Genomic DNA, 22,077 nt, shown 5'->3' on the forward strand with positions numbered 1-22,077 from the left:
AATTTCATCGATAGAGATGAAGACAAGGAGGACACTTTTGCAGGTTCTTGTTCGTGACAACGACGTCGAGAAGGCGTTGCGCATCCTGAAGCGGAAGATGCAGCGCGAAGGCGTATTCCGCGAGATGAAGCGCCGCAGATCCTATGAGAAGCCATCGGAGCGCAAGACGCGCGAGAAATCCGATGCGATCAGGCGCCATCGCAAAGTCGCGCGCAAGCAGGCCATCCGCGAAGGGTTGCTGCCGGCGCCGGTCAAGAAGGTACCCGCAGCGCGGCCGGGCGCGCTCCCCTCAACGACCTCGACGCACACCGATCGTGAACGGCCGCGGGACCAGCTTACCGCTACGCCCCCGCGCAGCTGAGCAAGCGACGGCATGCCCGCCGAAATCGACGGGAAGAGGCTGGCGGTTCACGCCAGCTTCTTCGGCTGTTTGCCGGCGCCGTCAGCCGCTTCACGCGCCAATCGCTCGGCCTTCAGTCGCTCGCGGTTCTGATCGAAGGCGCTCTGCGCCTTTTCATAATCGCTTCTCGTCGGCTCGGCCGGCTTGAAGGCTTTTTGAGCCTCGCGCACGGCGGCCGTTGGCTTGCGCTCCGACATGATGAGAGTCCTCGTTGGGATGGTGAACGCCGCTGCGACATCCTGTCGAGACTGGCGCAGCACGGCACGGTTCAATGAAGGCCGCGGGTAGAGGGAGCACGAGCCCGCTGTCTTGGCGCGTACCAGCTCGGGCGACCACCCTGCGGCCCCATCGGGGTCCAGTCTTATTATAATCCAAATACGCCGAAGATGTTGCAAGCATTTGAACCCGACCCGGCACGATGCTCCATGGTTCCGACCGGCGGCCGGCTTACGCAAATCACGCCGTACCGTGCTTGCGGCCGGGAACGGCAGCGAGCAGCTCGCGCGTATAGGCGTGTTCGGGATTGGCGAACAGCGCCGCGGTCGGCTTCAGCTCGACGATCTCGCCCTTTTGCATGACGGCGATCCGATCGCAGATCTGCGCGGCCACCCGCAGGTCATGCGTGATGAACAGCATCGACAGACCAAGGCGCGCCTTCAAATCTTCCAGGAGCCGCAACACCTGCGCCTGGACTGACACATCGAGCGCCGACACTGCTTCGTCCGCGACGATGATCTCCGGATCCAGCGCGAGCGCGCGCGCAATGCCGATGCGCTGACGCTGGCCGCCGGAGAATTCGTGCGGATAGCGGCCGATGGCGCCGGCGTCGAGCCCGACCATGCCGAGCAGATCCTGGGCGCGCTTCAGCGCCGCGTCGAGCGGCGTGCCGCGCGCGACCATGCCGTCGGCAATGATGCGGCCGACCTTGCGGCGCGGGTTGAGCGAGGCGAACGGATCCTGGAAAATCATCTGGATGCGGTGACGCTGCGCGCGCAAGGCGCGACCCTCCAGCGCCGTGAGATCGACATCGCCGATCCGCACCGTGCCGCGATCGGCCTCGATCAGCCGCATCACCAGACGCGCAACGGATGACTTCCCCGAGCCGGACTCGCCGACGAGTCCGAGCGTCTCGCCCTGGTGGATCGCGAAATTGACCGCATGCGCGGCGCGCGTCTCGCGCTTCGGGCGGAACCAGCCGGTCGGCGTCACATAGGTCTTGTCGAGGCCGATCACCTCCACCGCCCGAGGCGCAGCCTCGCGTGACTGCCGCGGCGGCGGGTCGAACGACGGCACGGCGGCGAGCAGCGCCTTGGTGTAGTCGTGCTGCGGCCGGCAGAGCACGGCGGCGGCCGTACCCTCCTCCACCACCTTGCCATGGCGCAGAACGACGACCTGGTCGGCGATGTCGGCGACGACGCCGAAATCATGGGTGATGAACATCACCGCCATGTTGTGGCTGGCCTGCAGGTTGCGGATCAGCTTGAGGATCTGCGCCTGCGTCGTCACGTCGAGCGCGGTGGTTGGCTCGTCCGCGACGAGCACCGCAGGCTCGAGCGCCAGCGCCATCGCGATCATCGCACGCTGGCGCTGGCCGCCGGAGAGCTGATGAGGATAGGCGCGGATGATCCGTTCGGGATCGGGCAGGCCGACCTCGCGCGCCAGCGCCAGCGCCTTGTCGCGGCGCTCGCGGGGGCTCAGCAGATCATGCGCCTCGAACACCTCCATCAGTTGCTCGCCGATCCGCATCAAGGGATTGAGCGCGGTCATCGGCTCCTGGAACACCATCGCGATGCGGCGGCCGCGCAGATCGCGCCAGCCGTCCTCATCGACGGCAAGCAGGTCGCGCCCCTCGAAGCGCATCTCGCCGCTCTCCACTTTCACCGTATCGGGCAGCAGCCCGAGCAGCGCATGCGCGCACATCGACTTGCCCGAGCCGGATTCGCCGACCACGCAGACGATCCTGCCCGCGGTAAGATCGAAGGAGACGCCGTCGACGGCGTGGGCGCGCTCGGCGCCCGGCGGCAAAGCGATACGGAGGTTGCGGATGGCAACGACGGGATCAGCCACGGCTCACCTGCCCTCGCGCGACAGGCGCGGGTTGAGCGCATCGTTCAGGCCCTCGCCGATCAAATTGAGGCCAAGCACCGACAACAGGATCGCGACGCCGGGAAACACGGTGATCCACCACGCCTGACGAATGACGGTGCGGCCGGCGCCGACCATATAGCCCCAGGAGATCAGGTTGGGATCGCCGAGGCCGAGGAACGACAGCGAGGACTCCAGGAGGATCGCGGTCGCGACCATCAGCGAGGCCAGCACGATGACAGGCGACAGCGCGTTGGGCAGGATCTCGCGCCAGATGATCCAGGCATTGCTCTGGCCGGTGACGACCGCAGCCTGGACATATTCGCGGGTCCGCAGGCTCAGCACCTCGCCGCGGACCAGGCGCGCCACCGGCGGCCAGCTGACGAGGCCGATCGCGGCGACGATCGAATAGATCGACGGCTGCAGGATCGCGACCAGCACGATCGCGAGCGCAAAGCTCGGGATGGTCTGGAAGAACTCGGTGAAGCGCATCAGCGCGTCATCGACCCGGCCGCCGAAATAGCCGGCGATGGCGCCGAGCGGCACGCCGACGATCAACGCCACCAATGTCGAGACGAGGCCGACCAGCAGCGAGACGCGCGCGCCGAAGATCAGGCCGGCGAGCACGTCGCGGCCGAGCGCATCGGTGCCGAGCGGGACCTTCGACAGCGTGAACGGCGGAACGAACGGCCGCTGCGCCATGCGCCACGGCGAGTTGGGAAAGTAGAACGGGCCGGCCACCGCGACGACGATCGCCAGTGCGAGAATGATCAGCCCGATGATGCCGCTCGGGCTGCGCAGCATGGTTCGCCAGAACTGCCTCATGACGCGTACTCGATGCGCGGATCGACCAGGCGATAGACGAGGTCGGTGACGAGGTTGAAGATCAGCACCATCGCCGAGGAGACCACGAACACACCGAGCAGCAGATTGTAGTCGCGCTGGATCAGCGCGTCATACATCAGCCGACCGATGCCGGGCCACGCGAACACGGTCTCGGTCAATACCGCGCCGCCGACCAGCGTTCCGGCGTGGACGCCGGCGAGCGTCACCACCGGCAGCAGCGCGTTGCGCAGCACGTGGCGGCGCAGGATGACGCCGTCACGCAGGCCCTTGGCGCGCGCGGTCTTGACGAAGTCGAGCCGCTTGACCTCGAGCATCGAAGCGCGGGTCATGCGGGTGTAGGTCGCCATGAAGAACAGGCCGAGCGTCGCGGCCGGCATCGCGAGATGTGCGACGACGTCGAGCGCGTGGCGGACTCCCGTATAGCCGCCACCGACCGTTTCATAGCCGAAGCTCGGCAACCAATCGACCCAGACCGAGAACAGCAGGATCGCGATCAGCGCGATCCAGAACAGCGGCGTCGCGTAGAAGATCAACGCGAGCACGGTAATTGCAGTATCGAGGATCGTGCCGGCGAAGCGCGCGGCGAGCGCGCCGAACAGGATGCCGAGACCGAGCGAGATCGCGAACGCCGTGAGCGTCAGCAGCAGGGTCGCCGGCAATCGTTCGGCGATCAACCTGGCGACCGGCGCCTGCTGACGGAACGAGAAGCCGAGATCCAGGCTGGCGATACCCTTGACGTAGATGAGGAGCTGCTCCGGCAGCGGACGGTCGAGGCCGAATTTTTCGCGCAACTGCGTCACGAAGATCTGGTCCGAGGCACCGGCCTCGCCGGCCATGACCACGGCCGGATCGCCCGGCGCCAGCCGGATCAGGAAGAAATTCAGCACGATGATGGCGAGAAGGACGATGACGCCTTTCACGACGCGCTGGGCGATGAAGGAGAGCATGAAAGGTCCGTGAAGGTCAGCTCGGCGGGACAGCGAAACACCGGAGCGCGGGGATCATGGCCGCGCCCCGGAGTGCACCGCTATTTGTCGAGCCAAGCGTCTCGGAACCCGTCGTTGACGCCGATGCCGGTGGTGATCAGGTTCTTCACCTTGCACTTGGTGATGGTCGGGAACTGGAGCTCGAGCAGCCAGGCCACGGGCACGTCCTCAGCCAATATCTTCTGCACCTTGTCATAGGCCTCCTTGCGTTTGGCGTCGGTCGGCGCCGTGGCGCCCTCCGCGAACAGCTTGTCGACCTCCGGGTTCGAATAGCCCTCGACATTGTTGAAGAGCTGGCCCTTGGCGATCGCCGAGGTGATGTAGTTGCGGGACACGCCGAGCGCGGGATCGCCGTACTGATACAGATAGGTGAAGGCGATGTCGTAGTCCCACTCCATGATCTTCTGGTTGCCGCCGGGCACGTCGGTCGCAATCGTCTCGATGTTCATGCCGACGTCCTGAAGGTTCTGCTTCACCGCCTCGCCCCAGCGCTGCCAGGTCTCGCCATAGGCGAGCGGCAGCATGCGAATCTTCTCGCCCTTGTAGCCGGCCTCCTTGAGCAGCGCCTTGGCCTTGGCCGGGTCGTACGGATATCTCGGCACGTCGTCGGAATAGAACTTGATGGTCGATGCCGAAGGTCCGGTTGCGACCTTGCCGAGGCCGTTCCAGATCACGTCCTTGGCGAAGTCGCGATCGATGGCATACATGATGGCCTGGCGCACCTTCTTGTTGGCCAGGATCGGGTGGCGGTTGTTGAGCCACATCCACGACAGCGGCGAGAAGAACTCCCAGCCGGCCCCGGTGACGCAGGCGCCCGGCAGCTTGGAGACGCGCGGCACGTCGAAGTTCTCGATCGAGCCGCCCGGCAGCACGTCGACCTTGCCGGTCTCGAAGGCAACCGCGCGCGCGGCGGCGTCGGGAATGATCTGCCAGTAGACCTCGTCGAGATAGGGCTTGCCCTTCTCATGGTAGTTCGGATTTTTCACCATCCGGATGAAGGATCCCTTCTGCCATTCCTTGAACATGAACGGGCCGGTGCCAACAGGCGCGTTGTTGTTCGGATTGGTCTTGTAGTCGGTGCCTTCATACAGGTGCTTCGGCACCATCGGCATCGAGCCGACCTCGAAGATGCCGATGAAGGGACCGAACGGCTCCTTCAGCGTGAACACCACCGTGAGATCATCCGGCGCCTCGACCTTCTCGACAATCGCGAGGTTGTTGCGAGCGCGCGCATGCGTCTGCTTGAGCATGTCGATCGAGAACAGCACGTCGGCCGAGGTGAACGGCTTGCCGTCGTGCCAGGTCACGCCCTTCTTGAGCTTGAAGGTGTAGACCTTGGCATCCGGGCTGATGGTCCAGCCCTCGGCGAGGCCGGGCAGCGGCTCCAGCTTGGGGCTGTAGCGCAGCAGGCCTTCGAAGATGTTGCCGGACACCATCTGCGTCGGGCCGTTCTGGACCATCGCCAGCATCAGGCCGGGCGGCTCGGGCTGGATCACCGCGTTGACCACGCCGCCGACCTTCGGCTCCTCCGCTTGCGCCGCGGACAGTCCGCAGCCAATGACCACACCCAGCAGCACCCGTTTCAACATGATGAACTTCCCAAATGTCATTGCCGGCCGCGATGCATCAAGCGCGCCAAGGTGCGCGATATCGCCATGCAGCTTCTGATGTGATGCCTGCTCTGGGCGCATGGACTGTTGGATCGTCCGCGCGCAGCGCTGTAGAATGGCTCCAATACGACCGCGGGCAACGCTTTGGAAACGTCGCCAGGACCTGCGTCGGTCGCGCAATGCGCCCACGAACGACGCGGCATCACAGGTCGAGCCCCTGATGCAGGGGCTCGCACGATCGCAATCGCCGCCGCAAGATGAAACTCGCGACAGCGTTAGCCCAAAAATTGAACAGGGAAAATCAGCGCCGCAGGCGGGCGATCGCGCCGGAAACGATCTGCATGATCACGCCGATGATCCAGCCGACCATGATCAGCGACGTCCAGACGATGTGCGGATCTTCGCGCAGGATGATGATGGCAACGGCGAAGAACGCCGTGAGGGTTGCGAGGAAGGTCCCGAAGGCGCTCAGAAATTCGGCCGTATCGATCTTCGCCTCCGGCGAGTTCTCCTCATGAGGATGAAAAGGCAGTTGCGGCGTGTCGATGCCGAGATAGAAGCCCAGTGCCCCAGACAGCATCATCACGATCAGGAAGCCCTGCGTGGTCAGCAACGGAACGCTGGAGCCGACATGGGCCCCGACGAAGACGCCGCAGGCGGCGCCCGCCAGAGCCAGACCCGAGCGTTCGAGGATATGGGCAAACTTCCTGACGCGAAACCGCATGACCTGCCCCCAAATGTCAGACCCGCCACACGCATGCGGCGGACTCGACGCCTGGATCCGTCCTAACGGCAAGACCGTCACCCAAACGTCAAATCTGAAGCTGCACTCGCGCGAAAATTTTAGCTACATTTCTTTTGACGCCAGCATTGCCCGAAAGGGAGGGTGAATGCTGGCGCCAAGAGAGACTAGGCGGCCTTGGTGAGGCCGGCATTGAGGTGGCTCAATCTCGGCATCACCTCCTGCTTCAACAGGCGCAGCGAGTTGTGCCAGGCTTCCGGCCTGTGCTTGTAGTCGAAGCCGAACACGCACAGCGTACCGAAGCCGCCGACCTCATGCCAGATCTTCTCGATCTTCTCGGTCACCGTCGCCGGCGAGCCGACGATCCAGTTGCGCCTGGCGCAATAGTCCACCGTCACGTCGGAATCCGGCACGTCGGGTGAGTGCTTCAGATAGTCCTTGAAGCCGAAATGACCGAGCAGGGGCAGGAAGTACTCGCCCATCATCCGTCCCATCATGTCGCCGGAGGACAAACGCCAGGCTTCCTCGTCCGTATCGGCGACGAACACCTCGCGCACCAGCCGCCAATCGCTGCGGCTGGGCTTGCGACCGGACTTCGCGGCGCCGGCCTCGACCGAGTCCCAGTGCGACGACACATAGGCGGGGTTGAGGTTGAGGCTCATCGGGATGAAGCCACGCTCACCGGCGAGCTTCAGCGTATCGGAGTTCTTCGACAGGCCGGCGACGCCGATCGGCGGATGCGGCGCTTGCACCGGCTTGATGTGCGGCTTGAGGAAGTCGAACATCACGTCGGGCTTGGTCACCGTCCAGTACTTGCCCTTGTACGTCCATGGCGCGTCCTCGGACCACATCTTCAGGATGATCTCCAGCGCCTCGCGCGTCATCTCGCGGTTCTGGCCGCTCATGCCGTCGACGTTGAACATCGCCCAGTCGCTCGGCAGGCCGGATGCGGCAATGCCGAAATTGAGCCGGCCGTCGGAGAGGTGATCGAGCATCGCGACGCGATTGGCGAGCTCGGCCGGGTGATGATAGGGCAGCAGGAAGCCGCCCGGCCCGAGCCGGATGTTCTTGGTTTCACGGAAGGCCTGCGCCAGAATCAGGTCGGGCGCCGGATGCGGCTCCCAGGGCGCGGTGTGATGCTCGCCGATCCAGGCTTCCTGATAGCCGAGCTCGTCGAGCCACCGCAGGACCTGCAGATCCCATTCCTGCCCTTCCTTCAATCCGCACTCCGGCGGATGCGAGGGCATCGTGAAATATCCGATTTCCATGGCGCTTTCCTCTCGCGTTTGTATTGCGGCGCATCTTCGTGATGCGCTCATCGTCACGCGAGACGAAACACGACCAGACGAGTCGGCATCGCCGCACGTGGTCTGCGAAGTCTAGCACGTCATGAGACGCCGACAATCACCGACTGTTTGAGGGGCGAGCACACGTCAGCGCAGCTCGCGGCTATTTGAGGCCCGTCATGGGTGATGGAAAGCGACCGGGAGGTTTCTCCGACTGGAGTCGCTGCACGAGGTCCGGCGGCAGGTAAACCGTGGGCCGCGGCGGGGCAGGTGCGGCCGACTGCTCGCTGTTCGGGGCGGCGCCATCCACCGCGATGGTTCGAACCTTCGTTGCCGACGCAGCCGCGGCAGTTGCGGTCGCAGGCACGAGGCGGGTCGCGACATGCTCCCTGAGCAGTTCGGCATGGTCAGGAAACCACATCGAGCTCGGCTCCGCCATATTGGCGCGTTCGGCAAAGGCGCGGGACAGCCCCAGGTTCTGCAGCCGCTCCTCCTCGATCGCTATGGTCCGGCTGCGCTCGGCAGCGGTGATTCCGCGATAGGAGGGCTGATGGAAACCGAGCCGTGCATCTGACACGACGATGCGGTCCTTGCCGCCCAAGAAGACAATGGTGCAGGCCGACAGGCATTGCTTCTCGACCAGGGTCGACAATCCGCGCGCCTTGATCAGGTCGGACATCCGTTGCGCCTCGCGGATGCGGCCGCCGGCTGAATCGAGCCGCACCGTCTTGACCTCCGACATCGCGTTCAGGAAACCTTCGAGCTCCTTGGCCGTGCCGTACTTGATGCCACCGGTGAATTCCAGCATTTCGCCAGAGGCGAGGACCTTGAATTGGTGCGGTCCCAGAGAGCTGTCGCCGGCGACGATTTCGGCAATGCCTGCGATCCGCGGCAGGCCTTGCGTGAAGAAATGCCAAACCGAGATTCCGACGCCGAGCGCGACCATGATCTTCGCCAGGCCGCCCCACGCGCCGTTGTCGCCACCGCTATAGCGCGTCGACGAGCGCCAGATGCCAACGGTCTGCCAAAGCGTGAACAACAAGATGCAGAGCCATATCACGCACATCAGGACGAGCGCCGGCAGCGGCTGCGCATCGAATCCCTGCTGCGCGACCAGCGCGGTCACGACTTCGATCGCGAGCGTCGCAATCACCCCGAGCAGTGCTCCGTTGACCCAGTACGACACGGGCAAGGACAGCTCACCGCACCAGTGCCGGGCAAGGTAGCTCCGCTGCGGGCTCAACGGCGCGGGCGAGAGCGGAGTTGACGGCTCGGCACTTGCCCACCCGCGATCAACGCAATAGACGGCAGTGGTTGCGAACTGGTCGTACCAGCTGTCCCTTCGCATGTAGACTTGCCGCCATGCAGCGAGGCCGACGATCAGCAGCGGACAATACGATGCGAGCGTCACGCCAATGAGCAAGGATGCCGGCAACGCGGCGATGTCCAGGAATGATACCACGACCGACCAGATCAGCGCTGGACTCACGACCAAGAGCAGCAGGCCGTAACGCCGCCCGGCCGCGGCATTCGTCACTGCACTGCAATCGGCGCTCGCCAGACGAATACGACAAATCCTTCGGCCGGGCGTGCCGGCGGCCGTGTCGAATATGGCGCGCAGAACCAGCAACAGCGGCAGCAGGAAAATCCCGAGCGAGAGTCCCTTGACCGGAGTGCCCTCCGCATCGAGCATGCTGTCGACGTGGACTTCCTTGGTGAACGGACCGTCCCGCGTGACCTGCGCGACCCGCACCATGCGGGCAGAGGGCAGGCCGAACACGCTGTTTGTGCAATCGACGATCCGGTTGGGCTTGAGATCGGCGGGCACGGCGACCCCGGGCGGGATCGCGTCAAGCTTCCTGCAGCTGATGGCATAGATGCCGTCGGCAAACTGAACGCGGCCGTGGCTCAGCGGAAAAAGGACCAACGCGCAGACCTGCAGAATGGCCGCGATGGCCACCATGTCGATCAGCAACGCGCCAAGCCGGCGCCAGACTCCGGCGCGCTTGGAGGTGCTACTGAGATCCTGGTCTGTCGCTAACCGCTCGGCGAACATCGCTTGCCATGACCCGCCACACGCGGCACCACCTTCGCACGCTACCTGGAATTGACCGCCGGGGCGGCGACACCATGATGCGGTTGGCGAGTTCGAGACTGCGCAGCTTGATCGGAGTGAACAGGGCGCTCATGCTGAGTTCCAGGTTGTGACCGTTGACGCGATGATCTGATGGCCGCGAGTGTCGATCATGGACGAGCCGCGGTCAACGCGAGCCGCCGCAGCGGTGTCGCAGCTCACTCCATCAGCGTGAACTGCAGCAGGAGCGTGCGCTGGATCATCGAGAAGTTGTCGTCGGACACCAGCGTCAGCACGGTCTCGCCCTCCGGCGTCACATGCGCATCGATGCCCTCGAGATTGTCGATCTCCTGGCCGAGATCGGCGGAGAAGATCGCCGGACCATCGACCAGCGCGCCCGGCGCAATCTGCGCCAGCGTCAGCCGGCGGATTCGAATGCCGACCCCGTTGAACAGCGAGAACTTGCGTTCGAGTACCAGAAGATCGCCCGACGGCAGCAGCACGGCATCGCTGACGTCGAAGTCGTTGCTGCGAACGATGCTGAACTGTCCCGCGGCCGGTCCGCCGATCAGGAAGGCCAGCAGATTGCCGTTCGGGTCCAGACCGCGCTCGGAGAGCGCGATCAGGGTGCCGGCGAGCGGCAGGCCCTTCGGCACGACCACCAACGCCTCCAGTCCCTTGTTGTGGGGTAGCCGCTTGGCGGCCGGCGGCAGCGGCACGATCTCGCCGCGCGCGCCGGTTCCACCCTTGGCGAAGTCGTAGCGCAAGAGCTGGTTGACGCGTTCGAGGCCGACATAGACGATGTCTCCATCGCGCGCGAGCGACTCGGAATCATACCAACCGCGATCGGTGATGGGACGTCCGTCCAGACCAAGCAGCGGCGCCGCTTCGACATCGGCGAGCCCCGCGATCTCGCGGCCGGAATAGGCAATGCGGCCAGTGAACCAGCCGCCCTTGTCGCTGACCGCGAGGAAGCGTTCACCCTTGGCATCGAGCCGGATGCCGGACAGGCCGCCAAAGCCGGGAAAGGACGAGGTCAGCGCCACGCCGCTGCGATATTGCAGCATCCCGAAGCGCAGATGCGTCCGATCGCGGAGGTCGAACGAGGGCAGCGGTCGCGCGTTGACCTCGATCTTGACCGCCGATGTGACGGAGTGCTCGTCAATGGTGACGCGTCTGCGAACCGGCGCCGGCGCAAGCTGCGCAACAGCCGTCCTGGACCATGCGAATGCCGACACTCCGCCGATGGTCAGCGCAAGAAAGCGCCTGCGGTCGGCAATCGCCTGCAGCGACATCGTTAGCGGAGCCCCCTCCCCCACCTCCTCCGAGCCGGAGGAGGGACGCAGCCGGCCGACGGCCGCTTACGAATGCAGCCTGCGCTTTTGCCCCGGCGCAGGCTGCGGTGCGGCGTGGGTCTCCGTGAACAATTCGGCGAGCTTCTCGGTGATGGCGCCACCGAGCTCCTCGGCATCGACGATGGTCACCGCGCGACGGTAGTAACGCGTGACGTCGTGGCCGATGCCGATCGCGATCAGCTCGACCGGCGAGCGGGTCTCGATCTCCTCGATGATGTGGCGCAGATGCCGCTCGAGATAGTTACCGGGATTGACCGACAGCGTGGAGTCATCGACCGGCGCACCGTCCGAGATCATCATCAGGATCTTGCGCTGCTCGGCACGCCCGAGCAGGCGCTTGTGCGCCCAGTCGAGCGCCTCGCCGTCGATGTTCTCTTTCAGCAACCCCTCGCGCATCATCAGACCGAGATTCTTGCGCGCCCGCCGCCACGGCGCATCGGCCGATTTGTAGATGATGTGGCGGAGGTCGTTGAGGCGGCCGGGATTGGCCGGCTTGCCGGCGGCAAGCCACGCCTCGCGCGACTGTCCGCCCTTCCATGCCCGCGTCGTGAATCCGAGGATCTCGACCTTGACGCCGCAGCGCTCCAGCGTGCGCGCGAGAATGTCGGCGCAGGTCGCGGCCACCGTGATCGGCCGCCCACGCATCGAGCCGGAATTGTCGAGCAGCAGCGTCACCACGGTGTCGCGGAAGGTCGCTTCCTTCTCGCGCATGAATGACAACGGCTGATAGGGGTCGATGACGACGCGCGACAGCCGCGCCGGATCGAGGATGCCCTCCTCGAGATCGAACTCCCAGGCGCGGTTCTGCTGCGCCATCAGCCGGCGCTGCAGCCGGTTGGCGAGCCGCGCCACGATGCCCTGCAGATGCGCGAGCTGCTTGTCGAGATAGGAGCGCAACCGCTCCAGCTCGTCATGGTCGCACAGGTCTTCCGCGGCAATGACCTCGTCGAATTTCGGCGCGAAGGCGTGATATTCGGGGCCGCGCGGCTCGTTGGCGCCGCCGCGGTTCGGACGCGTCGCCTCGCCCGGCGTCTCGTCGTCGCCGAGTTCGCCGTCGTCGAGCGTGTCAGACGCCGAGGCCTGGGCCGCCTCCATCGCGCTCTCCGACATCTCGTCCGACGTCGTCTGCGCCTGGTCGGCGCTCATCTCCTGGGCAGCGTCGGAATCCGGCGAGCCCTCGGCGCCGGACTGCTCATTGTCGCCATCGCGATTGTCGTCGTTGTCCTCGTCCTCTTCCGAATCCGCGTTGCGCTCGTCGCCGAGATCCAGCGCCGAGAGCAGATCGTGAACCAGGTCGCCGAACTTGGCCTGGTCCTCGGTGAAACGGCCGAGTTCATCGAGGCGCTGGCCGATCCTGTCCTCCAGGAACGGACGCCAGAGATCGACCACCTTGCGCGCCGCGTTCGGCGGCGCCATGCCGGTCAGCCGCTCGCGCACCAGCATCGCCAGCGCATCCGACAGCGGTGCGTCGGCGCGGTCGGTGATCTCGTCATACTTGCCGCGATGGAAATGGTCGTCGAGCATCGCCGTGAGATTCTTGGCGACGCCGGCCATGCGTTTTGCACCGATCGCCTCGACACGCGCCTGCTCGACCGCCTCGAACACGCCACGCGCCTGCGGATTGCCCGGGATCAGCTTGCGATGGATCTTCGGATCATGGCAGGCGAGCTTCAGTGCGATCGAGTCGGCATGGCCGCGCACGACGGCGGCGTCGCGCTTGGTCATCTTGCGCGCCGGCTCCGGCAGCCGGGCCTTGCCCGGCGCGAGGCCGGGACGCTCGGCCGCGAAGGAGACTTCGAGCTCAGGCGCCCTGGCGATCGCGCGCAGGCACCCCGTGACCGACCTCTTGAAAGGTTCGGTCGGTGCTTCCTTGACGCCAGGACGGGGCTTGTTGCTCGGTGTGGTCATCTGATTCCTGCGGCTATCGTCCCGGCGAACGCCAGGCCCGATAACCACCGGCGTTCGTTTGTTCGCACTCGCTCTCCCGCATCACCCGACGAGAGAGGCCGCGGCGTATGGGTCCCGGCCCGAGGCCAGAACGACGCCGGTGTGTCAGCTCAGCGCCACGTTGATGGAGGATTCCGGCAGCTCCGCATTGAAGCAGCGCTGATAGAATTCCGCGACCAGCGGACGCTCGAGCTCGTCGCACTTGTTGAGGAACGTCACACGGAAGGCGAAGCCGATGTCACTGAAGATCTCGGCGTTCTCGGCCCAGGTGATCACCGTGCGCGGGCTCATCACCGTCGACAGATCGCCATTGGCGAAGGCGTTGCGCGTGAGGTCGGCGAGCCGCACCATCTTGTTGACGGTGTCGCGACCCTGCGGGTTCTGATAGTGCTTGGCCTTGGCCAGCACGATCTCGACCTCCTCGTCATGGGCGAGGTAGTTGAGCGTGGTGACGATCGACCAGCGATCCATCTGGCCCTGGTTGATCTGCTGGGTGCCGTGATAGAGGCCCGAAGTGTCGCCGAGCCCGATGGTGTTGGCGGTCGCGAACAGACGGAACGCCGGGTGCGGCTTGATGACCTTGTTCTGGTCGAGCAGGGTCAGGCGGCCCGACACTTCGAGCACGCGCTGGATCACGAACATCACGTCGGGGCGGCCGGCATCATATTCGTCGAACACCAGCGCGACGTTGTGCTGCAGCGCCCAGGGCAGGATGCCGTCGCGAAATTCGGTGACCTGCTTGCCGTCCTTCACCACGATCGCGTCCTTGCCGACGAGGTCGATGCGGCTGATATGGCTGTCGAGGTTGACGCGCACGCAGGGCCAGTTGAGTCGCGCCGCGACCTGCTCGATATGGGTCGACTTGCCCGTCCCATGGTAACCAGTCACCATCACGCGGCGGTTCTTGGCGAAGCCAGCCAGGATCGCAAGGGTGGTGGCGCGGTCGAAGCGGTAGTCGGCGTCGACTTCGGGAACATGCGGGTCGCTTGCGGAAAAGGCCGGCACCTCAAGGTCGCTGTCGATCCCGAACACCTGCCGCACCGACACCTTCATGTCGGGCACACCGGTCATCTCCTGCGCATTGGTCGTAGCGGCGGTCGTCATTCATCCTCCGAGGTCCCGGGCATTCCCGAAACCAGATTTCATGTTTGGCTGCGGTTGAAGGGCTTCGACGCCAGCCTAGCAGAGAGCACGCGCGGGCAGAAGCCTAAGCCTTGATCAAAGTTCCGTCGTTATATCATCGAGATAGGCATGAGTGGCCGTTTTCGAAAGGCTGCCCTGCGAATCGTGCCACCTTTCCGCCCACCGGCTCTTCCCAGGATCTCGACGTGGCACCCGGAGCCGGGGTTCCTACTTATCGAGGAGCTCCCCGCCCACCCTCTGCACCAACAGGAACCGCGTGGCCCATCTGCTCGATCCCCTCATTGCCTTCGTCTCAGCGCATGCGGGACTGGCTTATCTCACCCTGTTTCTGGCCGCCCTGCTGGAGGCGATCCCGATCGTGGGCTCGGTGGTTCCAGGCACGACCATCATCCTGGCGCTGAGCGCATTGATTCCGGGCGGCGAGCTGACCCTGCAATGGGTGCTGGCGGCGGCGATCCTGGGCGCGGTGCTGGGGGACGGCGGGGCGTTCTGGGTCGGCCATCGCAGGCAGCGCGAGATCTTGACGAGCTGGCCGTTCTCGAACTATCCGCGCCTGGTGGCGCAGAGCGAGGCCCTGTTCCACCGTTTCGGCACCCTGGCGATCTTCTTCGCCCGCTTTATCGCGCCGATCCGCGCCGTCGTACCGATCACGGCCGGCGCGCTCGACATCCCTCCGCCCCGCTTCTACGCCGTGAACATCCCTGCCATCGTGCTGTGGGCCGGCGCCCATGTCCTGCCCGGAGTGTTCGCCGTGCAGCTGTTGCACCGTTATGGCGGCATTCCGCATCATAGCCATATCGCCAAGTCCACCTGGATCATCGCGACTGTCGCGGGCACGATCGTGGTCTGGCTCGTGCTGTGGCTCGTGCGGAAGCGACGCGAAACTCAGCTGGCGGCCGGCACGGCGGAATAGGCGGACGGCGGTCGCTAGAGCGTCTCCAGGGTAGCGCCGCGCCCCGGGATGGGTCCGGTGTAGCGGGCGCGCGGCCGGATCAGGCGGCCGAACTGCAGCTGCTCGCAGGCATGGGCGATCCAGCCGACGCAGCGCGCCATCGCGAACAGCGCCAGCTCGCTTCCCGCGGGCAGCCGCAGGCTGTGAACCAGCACGGCCAGCGCGTAATCGATGTTCACGAATTCACCGGTCGCTTCCGCGATCCGCTCGGGCACCTCGCGGGTGAATTTGCGCGGCGCACCGGCGCGCGTCAGCGCCTCCAGGAGCGAGATGGCGCGAGGGTCGCCGTGCTTGTAAACGCCGTGGCCGAAGCCGGCGAAGCGCTCGCCGAGCGCCACCCGCTCGCGGATCAGCGGCGCGACATCGCGATCGATGAGTGCCTTCACCAGCTGCGACGCCAGGACGCCGGCGCCGCCGTGCTGCGGTCCCTTGAGCGCCGCAAGACCCGCGATGACGGCATCGTAGAGGCTGAGGCCCGTCGACGCCGCACAGCGGACGGTGAAGGTCGACGCGTTCAGCTCATGATCGGCCAGCAGCACCAGGGTGCGACGGATCAGGTCCGGCGCATGTTCATGTCCGGGCGCCCAGCTCCGCGCGACCTGAACATGGAGCGGATCGGCTGACGCTGGCTGGTTCAACATGGTTGCGACCACAAGCCGAACGATGCGCGCGCCGACCAGCGCCCGACCGTCGGGAGCGCGGTTGAAAGCCGCGGGATCAGCATGTGTCGCCAGCGCCAGTACCGCGATGGCGCGGTCGATCGGCGCCGCGCGCCGCGCAGCATCGGCGATGAAACCCATCTCCTCCGACACGGCCGGAAGGTTGCCTGGCGCAAACGGATCGAGCGCGGTCACGTCCCACAGCAGCGTCGCAGCATGTTCCAGCGTGCCGCGCACGGCCAAGTCGACGCAATTGACGCCGCGATAGATCGGACCGGCTTCGGTGATCGTCGACACGGCGGAATCGAACACGGGGAGGTCCGCATCGAAGCTGCGGAAGGCGCGCGGCTCGGGGGCCGGTGCGCGCCTTTCCTTCAGGGCTCGGATGTCCTCGGCGCGATAGCGGTTGCTGCGCGAATTCGGAGACGGCTCGGAGCGGACCAGTCCGCGGCTGACATAGGCGTAGAGGGTGGCCGGCGAGATCGCGAGCTCTGCCGAAGCTTCACGGGCAGATAGGTAAAGCCCACTGTCTTTTTTCATATTGATCAGCTTAATCAAGATTGATCAAGTTGTCGACTGGGCGGATCTTGTCAGCGTGATCATTCTCGAAGGAGACCCTCGCCATGACCATCCAGCTCGGCAAGACCCCGATCGGCCTCGACGGCATCGCCGCCGCCGAGACCGTGCTCAGCCACGTCGACGGCCAGCAGGGGGAGCTCATCATCGCCGGAGCGCACGTGGCCGATCTCGCCGCCGCCAGCGGCTTCGAGGGCGTGACCGCCCGGCTATGGAGCGCGGCGACGAAGCGCACCGTCGGCGAGGCCGAGGTCCGCGCCAGCCTTGGCCGTGCCCGCGAGCGTGCCTTTGCCCGGCTGCCCGAGCTGCTCGCCGCGACCTCCGGCCTGTCGATCATCGACGGCTTCCGCGCCGCCGTCGCGGCACTGCGGTCCGAACCCGGGCTCGACGACGAAGCCACGATCGTCGGCGCCTGCCCGGTGATTGCCGGCGCCCTGGTCCAGCGCGCGCAGGGAGCGAGGCCGATCGCGCCCGATCCAGACGCCGGTCACGCCGCAGACACGTTGCGGATGGTCCGCGGCGACACGCCCGAGAGCGGCGAGGTGGCGGCGCTGGACACGTATCTCGTCACCGTCAGCGATCACGGCATGAACGCCTCGACCTTCGCCGCGCGCGTCGTCGCCTCGACCCAGGCCGACCTGTTCGCGTCAGTCACCGCCGGCTATTGCGCGCTCACCGGCCCGCTGCATGGCGGCGCGCCGGAGCCGGTGCTGGAAATGCTCAACGCGATCGGCACGCGCGACAACATCAGGCCGTGGGTCGACGCGGCGCTCGGCCGTGGCGAGCGGCTGATGGGGTTCGGGCATCGGATCTATCGCGTGCGCGATCCGCGCGCCGACGTGCTCAAGAGCGCGATCGAGCGGCTGGCGGGCAGCGGGACCGACCTTCCGTTTGCGAGCGAGGTGGAGGCCTACATCCGCCAAGCGCTGCGGCAGAAGAATCCGGAGCGCGTGCTCGACACCAATGTCGAGTTCTTCACCGCCATCCTGCTCGATGCGCTGAAGATTCCGCGCCAGGCGTTCACGCCGATCTTCGCGGTGGCGCGTGCCGCCGGCTGGACGGCGCATGCCCGCGAGCAACAGCGCACCGGGCGGTTGATCCGGCCGAGCTCGGCCTATATCGGGCCGAAGCCCTGATACCTTCAACGCGCCGTGCGGCAGCCTCGCGCGCTGCCGCGCGTCAGCCCTTCACCACCGTCTTCAGGTAGTTGTAGGCCTTGATGATCTCGATCAGGCGATCCTCGGTGGAGCGATCGCCGCCATTGGCATCGGGATGGTGCTGCTTCACCAGCGCCTTGTACTTGACCTTGACATCCTCGAGCGTCGCGTCGGGACCGAGGCCCATCACCTGCAGCGCCTTGCGCTCGGCGTTGAAGACCTTGCGCGTCTCGGCCTTGGGAGCCGAGCGGGGATCCGGACGCCAACTGCCGCGGCCGTTGATCTCGGCGAATACGCTGAACGGATCGGCGGCATCGCCGAGATCGCCCTCGGCGCTGCCGGTGCCGCGCTTGGCCGACGTGTTGGCACCCATCTTCCAGGTCGGGCGGTGTCCGGTCAGCGCATCCTTCTGGTAGCGCGCGACCGCTTCGGCGTTCATCCCCGAGAAGAAATTGTAGGACTGGTTGTACTCGCGCACGTGATCGAGACAGAAGTGCCAATACTCGCGCGCGTTCTCGCGTCCCTTGGGCGCGCGATGCGAGCCCTTGTTCTTGCAGTCCGGCCACTGACAGGGCTGGGCCTCCTCGCGCACCACCGGCTGCCGCGCAGCCTGCTTCTTGGGCTTGATGCGGATGGAGTCGAAGAATTTGTTTGAATCGATCGGCATGGCGGACTTTGACTACGCAACGCGAAAAGCTTCAAGTCTTGACATTGCGAATACCTCAGGCAGGGACCGCCGATTGACGAAAAATAATTTGATGCGTATTTCCAGAGACCATGCGGACCCGAGATGCTATCATCGAAAAGTTGCGCGAAGCTTTCTCGCCCGAAAGCCTCGATGTTCAAGACGAATCACATCTGCATGAAGGCCATGTGGGCCATCAGCCGAGCGGTGAGACCCATTTCCGCGTGTATATTGTGTCGCAGGCCTTCGCCGGCAAGAGCCGTGTCGATCGCCACCGCCTGATCAACGCCGCATTGGCAGCGGAACTTGCCGGCTCGGTGCACGCGCTCGCGCTGCATGCGAAGGCGCCGGGCGAGGCTTGATCTCCAATTAGAACGCCGTGCCCGCACGGCGCGGCCGCGCCTCCTCGGTTTCGCCGCGCGGCACCGGTACGATACGCAGCGCGGTGATGCGATTGCGCTCCCGGCGCAGCACGCGAAAGCGGAAGCCGTGGAACGTGAAGCTCTGGCCGCGCTCGGGGATCGAACGCGCCTCGTGAATGACGAGACCGGCAACTGTCGTTGCTTCCTCATCGGGCAGCGTCCAGTCCATCGCGCGATTGAGATCGCGGATCGGCACTGAGCCATCGACGACGACGGACCCGTCCGGCTGCAGGCGCACACCCGCGACCTGCACATCTTGCTCGTCGGAGATGTCGCCGACGATCTCCTCCAGAATATCCTCCAGCGTGACGATGCCTTCGACCTCGCCATACTCGTCGACCACGAGCGCGAAATGCGTCTTGCGCCGGCGGAACGCCTTGAGCTGTTCCGACACGGAGCGCATCTCCGGTACGAACCACGGCGGGAGCGCCAGTGAAGCAACGTCGATGTGCGACACATCGCCCTCGGCGGCGCGGATCGCACGCAGCAGGTCCTTCGCATGCAGCACGCCGATGATGTTCTCCGGCGTGCCGCGCCACAGCGGGATGCGTGTGTACTCGGTGGCGAGCACCTCGCGCACCAGTTCCTCCTGCGGCAGGTCCGCATTCACCATCACCATTTCGGTGCGGTGGACCATCACGTCGGACACCTGCAATTCGCGCAGATCGAGTAGGCCGCCGAGCATGTCGCGGTCCTGCTTCTCGACCTTGCCTTCATGATGCAACAGATCGACCGCGCCGCGCAGGCGTTCGGTCGGCGACAGGATCGGCTGATTGGCCCCGACCTTGAAGCCGATCAGCCGCATCAGCCCGCGCACGATCGCCTCGATCACGGCAAGCACCGGACCGAGCACGAACACAGTCGCGCGCATCGGCCTGGCGACCGCGAGCGAGACGCGATCCGGCGCATTGATCGCGATCGTCTTCGGCAGCACCTCGGCAAAGATCACGACCAGCGCGGTCATCACGCCGGTCGCGTAGAGCACGCCGACCTCACCGAACCAGGCGGTAAAAATACCGGTCGCCAGCGCGGAGGCGCCGATATTGGCGATGTTGTTGCCGAGCAGCAGGGCGCCGATCAGCCGTTCGCGCATGTCGAACAGGCTCGACACCACATCGGCATCGCGATTGCCCTGCTTCGACAGCCGCAGCATCGAGGCGCGGGAGGCACCGGTCAGCGCGGTCTCGCTCAGCGCAAAGAAGGCCGAGGCGGCGAGGAGGAGGATGACGACGGAGAGTGTGAACCAGTCCATGACGCCGATGTCGCTCTGTAGGGAGGCCGCCGATGATCCGTTGGCACTGCTCAATACGGCGTAAAGCCCGGGATCAGCTTCTGCTGCGCAATTTGGCCTGGAGAAAGTCGCGGACGCGCGCCGGATCGACGTCCTTCGCGATGACGGCGCGGCCGATGGCTTCCATCAGGATGAAGGTGAGCTTGCCGCGCTTGACCTTCTTGTCCTGCGCCATCAAGGCCAAGAGCCGATCGGCGTCGCCGATCCCCTCCTGGGCGAAGCCGGCGATGTCCTGCAGATGGGTCGGCAGACCGACCGCGGCAAGGTGACGCTCGATCCTGACGACGTCGTCGGGCGGCAGCATGCCGAGCTCGGCCGAGAACTGCGCCGCCAGCACCATGCCGACCGCGACGCCCTCGCCGTGGAACAGCCGGTCGGAGAAGCCGGTCACGGCCTCCAGCGCATGGCCGAAGGTGTGGCCGAGATTGAGCAGCGCCCGGTCGCCGGTCTCGCGCTCGTCGCGGGCGACGATCGCCGCCTTGGCGCGACAGGAGGTCGCGACCGCGTGCTCACGCGCCGCACCGCCCTTGACGATGTCGGCATGGTTGGCCTCGAGCCAGGCGAAGAAGCTGGCATCGCCGAGCAGGCCGTATTTGGCGACCTCGGCATAGCCGGCGCGGAACTGGCGCGGCGACAGGGTGTCGAGCACGGCCGTGTCGGCGATCACCAGCACCGGCTGGTGGAAGGCGCCGAGCAGGTTCTTGCCCTGGGGCGAATTGATGCCGGTCTTGCCGCCGACGGAGGAATCGACCTGCGCCAGCAGCGAGGTCGGCACCTGCACGAAATCGACGCCGCGGCGCAGGATGGCGGCCGCGAAGCCGGCGAGATCCCCGACCACCCCGCCGCCGAGCGCGATGACGAGATCGTTGCGCTCGATCCTGGCAGCGATCAGCGCCTCGCTGACCTTCTCCAGGCCGGCATAGGTCTTGGAGCCCTCGCCCTCATCGACCACGATCGTGGACGCCGGGATGCCCGCCTCCGCCAGGATCGCCTCGGCCGGCTTCAGCCAATGCGCGGCCACGGTACGGTCGGTGACGATGGCGGTGCGCACGCCGGGCCGCAGTGCCGCGATCCGCTGGCCGAGTGAAGCCACCACGCCGCGGCCGATGACGATGTCATAGGCGCGCTCGCCGAGCGCGACGTCGACGATGATCGGATCGGAATGCTTCAGTGGTGCTGTCATCGGAGCGCGCCCATCGCCTGCGGAGGATCGGGTTGAACTGGATCGGGTTGTGGTCCGGCCGGCCCCGCCTCGGTCTCCGGTGGCGAGAAGAACGCCTGCAGCGCCTCCATGCAGTCCTCGACAACGCGATCATGCGGCACATCGCGCGAGCAGATCGTGAGATCGGCAAGCTGGTAGACCGGCTCGCGCTCGACGAGCAGGCGAGCGACCGTGCCTTCCGGATCGGCGGTCTGCAGCAGCGGCCGGTCGGCCCGCCGCCGGACGCGGCGCATGATCACGTCGGCATCGGCCTTGAGCCACACCGAGACCGCCTTCTCCTGGATGCGCCGCCGCGTCTCCTCGCGCATGAAGGCGCCGCCACCGGTTGCCAGCACCGCCGGACCATTTTCGAGCAGGCGGGCGATCACCCTGGCCTCGCCGTTGCGGAAATAGTCCTCGCCGCGCGACTCGAAGATTTCCGGTATGGTCATGCCGGCCGCGGTCTCGATCTCTGTGTCCGCATCGACGAAGGGCAGCCGCAACCGCGCCGCGAGCCGCCGGCCCACGGTCGACTTGCCGACACCCATCATGCCGACCAGCACGATCAGCCGCTTGCCGAGGCCTGCGAGAATCGCGGCCTCCGGAGCGGCTGGGCTGGGTGCGGGTTGCGTCGTGTCGGTCATCTCCAGGCTTCTAACC

20 protein-coding genes are annotated in these 22,077 nt (G+C 65.8%); 4 read left to right on the forward strand and 16 right to left on the reverse strand.

Annotation, left to right across the window (positions count from 1 at the left end; translation table 11 throughout):
• Positions 1 to 37 precede the first annotated feature (37 nt).
• Positions 38 to 361, forward strand: coding sequence for a 30S ribosomal protein S21 (gene rpsU, locus QW863_RS16830; RefSeq protein ID WP_315715241.1), 324 nt, complete (start codon positions 38 to 40; stop codon positions 359 to 361).
• A gap of 47 nt (positions 362 to 408) precedes the next feature.
• On the opposite strand, the gene QW863_RS16835 is transcribed toward rpsU, so the two are convergent.
• The 11 genes from QW863_RS16835 to cobS all read right to left on the reverse strand — a co-directional run bounded on the left by QW863_RS16835 (position 409) and on the right by cobS (position 14,435).
• Positions 409 to 597 (reverse strand): hypothetical protein, encoded by a 189-nt coding sequence (locus QW863_RS16835; protein ID WP_315715240.1) that lies wholly within the window; start codon positions 595 to 597, stop codon positions 409 to 411.
• A gap of 259 nt (positions 598 to 856) precedes the next feature.
• Positions 857 to 2,467, reverse strand: coding sequence for an ABC transporter ATP-binding protein (locus tag QW863_RS16840; protein ID WP_315715239.1), 1,611 nt, complete (start codon positions 2,465 to 2,467; stop codon positions 857 to 859).
• A gap of 3 nt (positions 2,468 to 2,470) precedes the next feature.
• On the reverse strand, positions 2,471 to 3,310 hold the full coding sequence (locus QW863_RS16845; protein ID WP_315768026.1) for an ABC transporter permease: 840 nt from the start codon (positions 3,308 to 3,310) through the stop codon (positions 2,471 to 2,473).
• Positions 3,307 to 4,278, reverse strand: a complete 972-nt coding sequence (locus QW863_RS16850; protein ID WP_315715237.1) for an ABC transporter permease — start codon at positions 4,276 to 4,278, stop codon at positions 3,307 to 3,309. Before QW863_RS16850 ends, QW863_RS16845 begins: the two co-directional genes overlap by 4 nt.
• An 80-nt stretch (positions 4,279 to 4,358) precedes the next feature.
• Positions 4,359 to 5,906, reverse strand: a complete 1,548-nt coding sequence (locus tag QW863_RS16855) for an ABC transporter substrate-binding protein (RefSeq protein ID WP_315715236.1) — start codon at positions 5,904 to 5,906, stop codon at positions 4,359 to 4,361.
• Positions 5,907 to 6,228: 322 nt separating this feature from the next.
• A complete protein-coding gene (locus QW863_RS16860) occupies positions 6,229 to 6,651 on the reverse strand; it encodes a hypothetical protein (protein ID WP_315715425.1) in 423 nt (140 codons plus the stop codon).
• A gap of 185 nt (positions 6,652 to 6,836) precedes the next feature.
• On the reverse strand, positions 6,837 to 7,937 hold the full coding sequence (locus tag QW863_RS16865; RefSeq protein ID WP_315715235.1) for an LLM class flavin-dependent oxidoreductase: 1,101 nt from the start codon (positions 7,935 to 7,937) through the stop codon (positions 6,837 to 6,839).
• Positions 7,938 to 8,118: 181 nt separating this feature from the next.
• Positions 8,119 to 10,011: an RDD family protein gene (locus QW863_RS16870; protein ID WP_315715234.1), complete on the reverse strand. Its 1,893-nt coding sequence runs from the start codon at positions 10,009 to 10,011 to the stop codon at positions 8,119 to 8,121.
• Positions 10,012 to 10,247: 236 nt separating this feature from the next.
• The gene (locus QW863_RS16875) at positions 10,248 to 11,324 is read right to left on the reverse strand and encodes an esterase-like activity of phytase family protein (RefSeq protein WP_315715233.1); all 1,077 of its coding nucleotides are present in this window, start codon (positions 11,322 to 11,324) and stop codon (positions 10,248 to 10,250) included.
• Between the two features lie 66 nt (positions 11,325 to 11,390).
• Positions 11,391 to 13,292: a cobaltochelatase subunit CobT gene (gene cobT / locus QW863_RS16880; RefSeq protein ID WP_315715232.1), complete on the reverse strand. Its 1,902-nt coding sequence runs from the start codon at positions 13,290 to 13,292 to the stop codon at positions 11,391 to 11,393.
• Positions 13,293 to 13,436: 144 nt separating this feature from the next.
• A complete protein-coding gene (cobS, locus tag QW863_RS16885; RefSeq protein ID WP_315715231.1) occupies positions 13,437 to 14,435 on the reverse strand; it encodes a cobaltochelatase subunit CobS in 999 nt (332 codons plus the stop codon).
• 295 nt (positions 14,436 to 14,730) lie between these two features.
• Here cobS and QW863_RS16890 point away from each other — a divergent pair, with 295 nt between their 5' ends.
• On the forward strand, positions 14,731 to 15,387 hold the full coding sequence (locus tag QW863_RS16890) for a DedA family protein (RefSeq protein WP_315715230.1): 657 nt from the start codon (positions 14,731 to 14,733) through the stop codon (positions 15,385 to 15,387).
• A gap of 14 nt (positions 15,388 to 15,401) precedes the next feature.
• Here the strand turns inward: QW863_RS16890 and QW863_RS16895 are convergent, their stop codons facing one another.
• Positions 15,402 to 16,625 (reverse strand): citrate synthase family protein, encoded by a 1,224-nt coding sequence (locus tag QW863_RS16895; RefSeq protein WP_315715229.1) that lies wholly within the window; start codon positions 16,623 to 16,625, stop codon positions 15,402 to 15,404.
• Between the two features lie 83 nt (positions 16,626 to 16,708).
• Between QW863_RS16895 and QW863_RS16900 the strand changes: the two genes are divergently transcribed.
• Positions 16,709 to 17,797: a citrate synthase/methylcitrate synthase gene (locus tag QW863_RS16900; RefSeq protein WP_315715228.1), complete on the forward strand. Its 1,089-nt coding sequence runs from the start codon at positions 16,709 to 16,711 to the stop codon at positions 17,795 to 17,797.
• Positions 17,798 to 17,840: 43 nt separating this feature from the next.
• Here QW863_RS16900 and QW863_RS16905 read toward each other — a convergent pair whose 3' ends face one another.
• Positions 17,841 to 18,485, reverse strand: coding sequence for a J domain-containing protein (locus QW863_RS16905; RefSeq protein ID WP_315715227.1), 645 nt, complete (start codon positions 18,483 to 18,485; stop codon positions 17,841 to 17,843).
• Between the two features lie 110 nt (positions 18,486 to 18,595).
• Here QW863_RS16905 and QW863_RS16910 point away from each other — a divergent pair, with 110 nt between their 5' ends.
• The gene (locus tag QW863_RS16910; protein WP_315715226.1) at positions 18,596 to 18,865 is read left to right on the forward strand and encodes a BolA family protein; all 270 of its coding nucleotides are present in this window, start codon (positions 18,596 to 18,598) and stop codon (positions 18,863 to 18,865) included.
• 7 nt (positions 18,866 to 18,872) lie between these two features.
• Here QW863_RS16910 and QW863_RS16915 read toward each other — a convergent pair whose 3' ends face one another.
• The 3 genes from QW863_RS16915 to QW863_RS16925 all read right to left on the reverse strand — a co-directional run bounded on the left by QW863_RS16915 (position 18,873) and on the right by QW863_RS16925 (position 22,061).
• Positions 18,873 to 20,177: an HlyC/CorC family transporter gene (locus QW863_RS16915; RefSeq protein ID WP_315715225.1), complete on the reverse strand. Its 1,305-nt coding sequence runs from the start codon at positions 20,175 to 20,177 to the stop codon at positions 18,873 to 18,875.
• A gap of 73 nt (positions 20,178 to 20,250) precedes the next feature.
• A complete protein-coding gene (gene aroB / locus QW863_RS16920) occupies positions 20,251 to 21,399 on the reverse strand; it encodes a 3-dehydroquinate synthase (RefSeq protein WP_315715224.1) in 1,149 nt (382 codons plus the stop codon).
• Entirely contained in the window at positions 21,396 to 22,061 is a 666-nt protein-coding gene (locus QW863_RS16925; RefSeq protein ID WP_315715223.1) for a shikimate kinase, read from the reverse strand. The genes aroB and QW863_RS16925 overlap by 4 nt, the downstream gene beginning before the upstream one ends.
• Positions 22,062 to 22,077 lie beyond the last annotated feature (16 nt).

Origin of the sequence: Bradyrhizobium sp. SZCCHNR1017 (genome assembly GCF_032381375.1) — a bacterium.
Classification (GTDB): Bacteria; Pseudomonadota; Alphaproteobacteria; order Rhizobiales; family Xanthobacteraceae; genus Bradyrhizobium.

Coding starts and splice junctions, on each gene's coding strand:
- QW863_RS16835 (WP_315715240.1), bottom strand. CDS start 597: ATGTCGGAGCGCAAGCCAACGGCCGCCGTGCGCGAGGCTCAAAAAGCC.
- QW863_RS16845 (WP_315768026.1), bottom strand. CDS start 3,310: ATGAGGCAGTTCTGGCGAACCATGCTGCGCAGCCCGAGCGGCATCATC.
- QW863_RS16850 (WP_315715237.1), bottom strand. CDS start 4,278: ATGCTCTCCTTCATCGCCCAGCGCGTCGTGAAAGGCGTCATCGTCCTT.
- QW863_RS16855 (WP_315715236.1), bottom strand. CDS start 5,906: ATGTTGAAACGGGTGCTGCTGGGTGTGGTCATTGGCTGCGGACTGTCC.
- QW863_RS16860 (WP_315715425.1), bottom strand. CDS start 6,651: ATGCGGTTTCGCGTCAGGAAGTTTGCCCATATCCTCGAACGCTCGGGT.
- QW863_RS16865 (WP_315715235.1), bottom strand. CDS start 7,937: ATGGAAATCGGATATTTCACGATGCCCTCGCATCCGCCGGAGTGCGGA.
- QW863_RS16870 (WP_315715234.1), bottom strand. CDS start 10,011: ATGTTCGCCGAGCGGTTAGCGACAGACCAGGATCTCAGTAGCACCTCC.
- QW863_RS16875 (WP_315715233.1), bottom strand. CDS start 11,324: ATGTCGCTGCAGGCGATTGCCGACCGCAGGCGCTTTCTTGCGCTGACC.
- cobT (WP_315715232.1), bottom strand. CDS start 13,292: ATGACCACACCGAGCAACAAGCCCCGTCCTGGCGTCAAGGAAGCACCG.
- cobS (WP_315715231.1), bottom strand. CDS start 14,435: ATGACGACCGCCGCTACGACCAATGCGCAGGAGATGACCGGTGTGCCC.
- QW863_RS16895 (WP_315715229.1), bottom strand. CDS start 16,625: ATGAAAAAAGACAGTGGGCTTTACCTATCTGCCCGTGAAGCTTCGGCA.
- QW863_RS16900 (WP_315715228.1), top strand. CDS start 16,709: ATGACCATCCAGCTCGGCAAGACCCCGATCGGCCTCGACGGCATCGCC.
- QW863_RS16905 (WP_315715227.1), bottom strand. CDS start 18,485: ATGCCGATCGATTCAAACAAATTCTTCGACTCCATCCGCATCAAGCCC.
- QW863_RS16910 (WP_315715226.1), top strand. CDS start 18,596: ATGCGGACCCGAGATGCTATCATCGAAAAGTTGCGCGAAGCTTTCTCG.
- QW863_RS16915 (WP_315715225.1), bottom strand. CDS start 20,177: ATGGACTGGTTCACACTCTCCGTCGTCATCCTCCTCCTCGCCGCCTCG.
- aroB (WP_315715224.1), bottom strand. CDS start 21,399: ATGACAGCACCACTGAAGCATTCCGATCCGATCATCGTCGACGTCGCG.
- QW863_RS16925 (WP_315715223.1), bottom strand. CDS start 22,061: ATGACCGACACGACGCAACCCGCACCCAGCCCAGCCGCTCCGGAGGCC.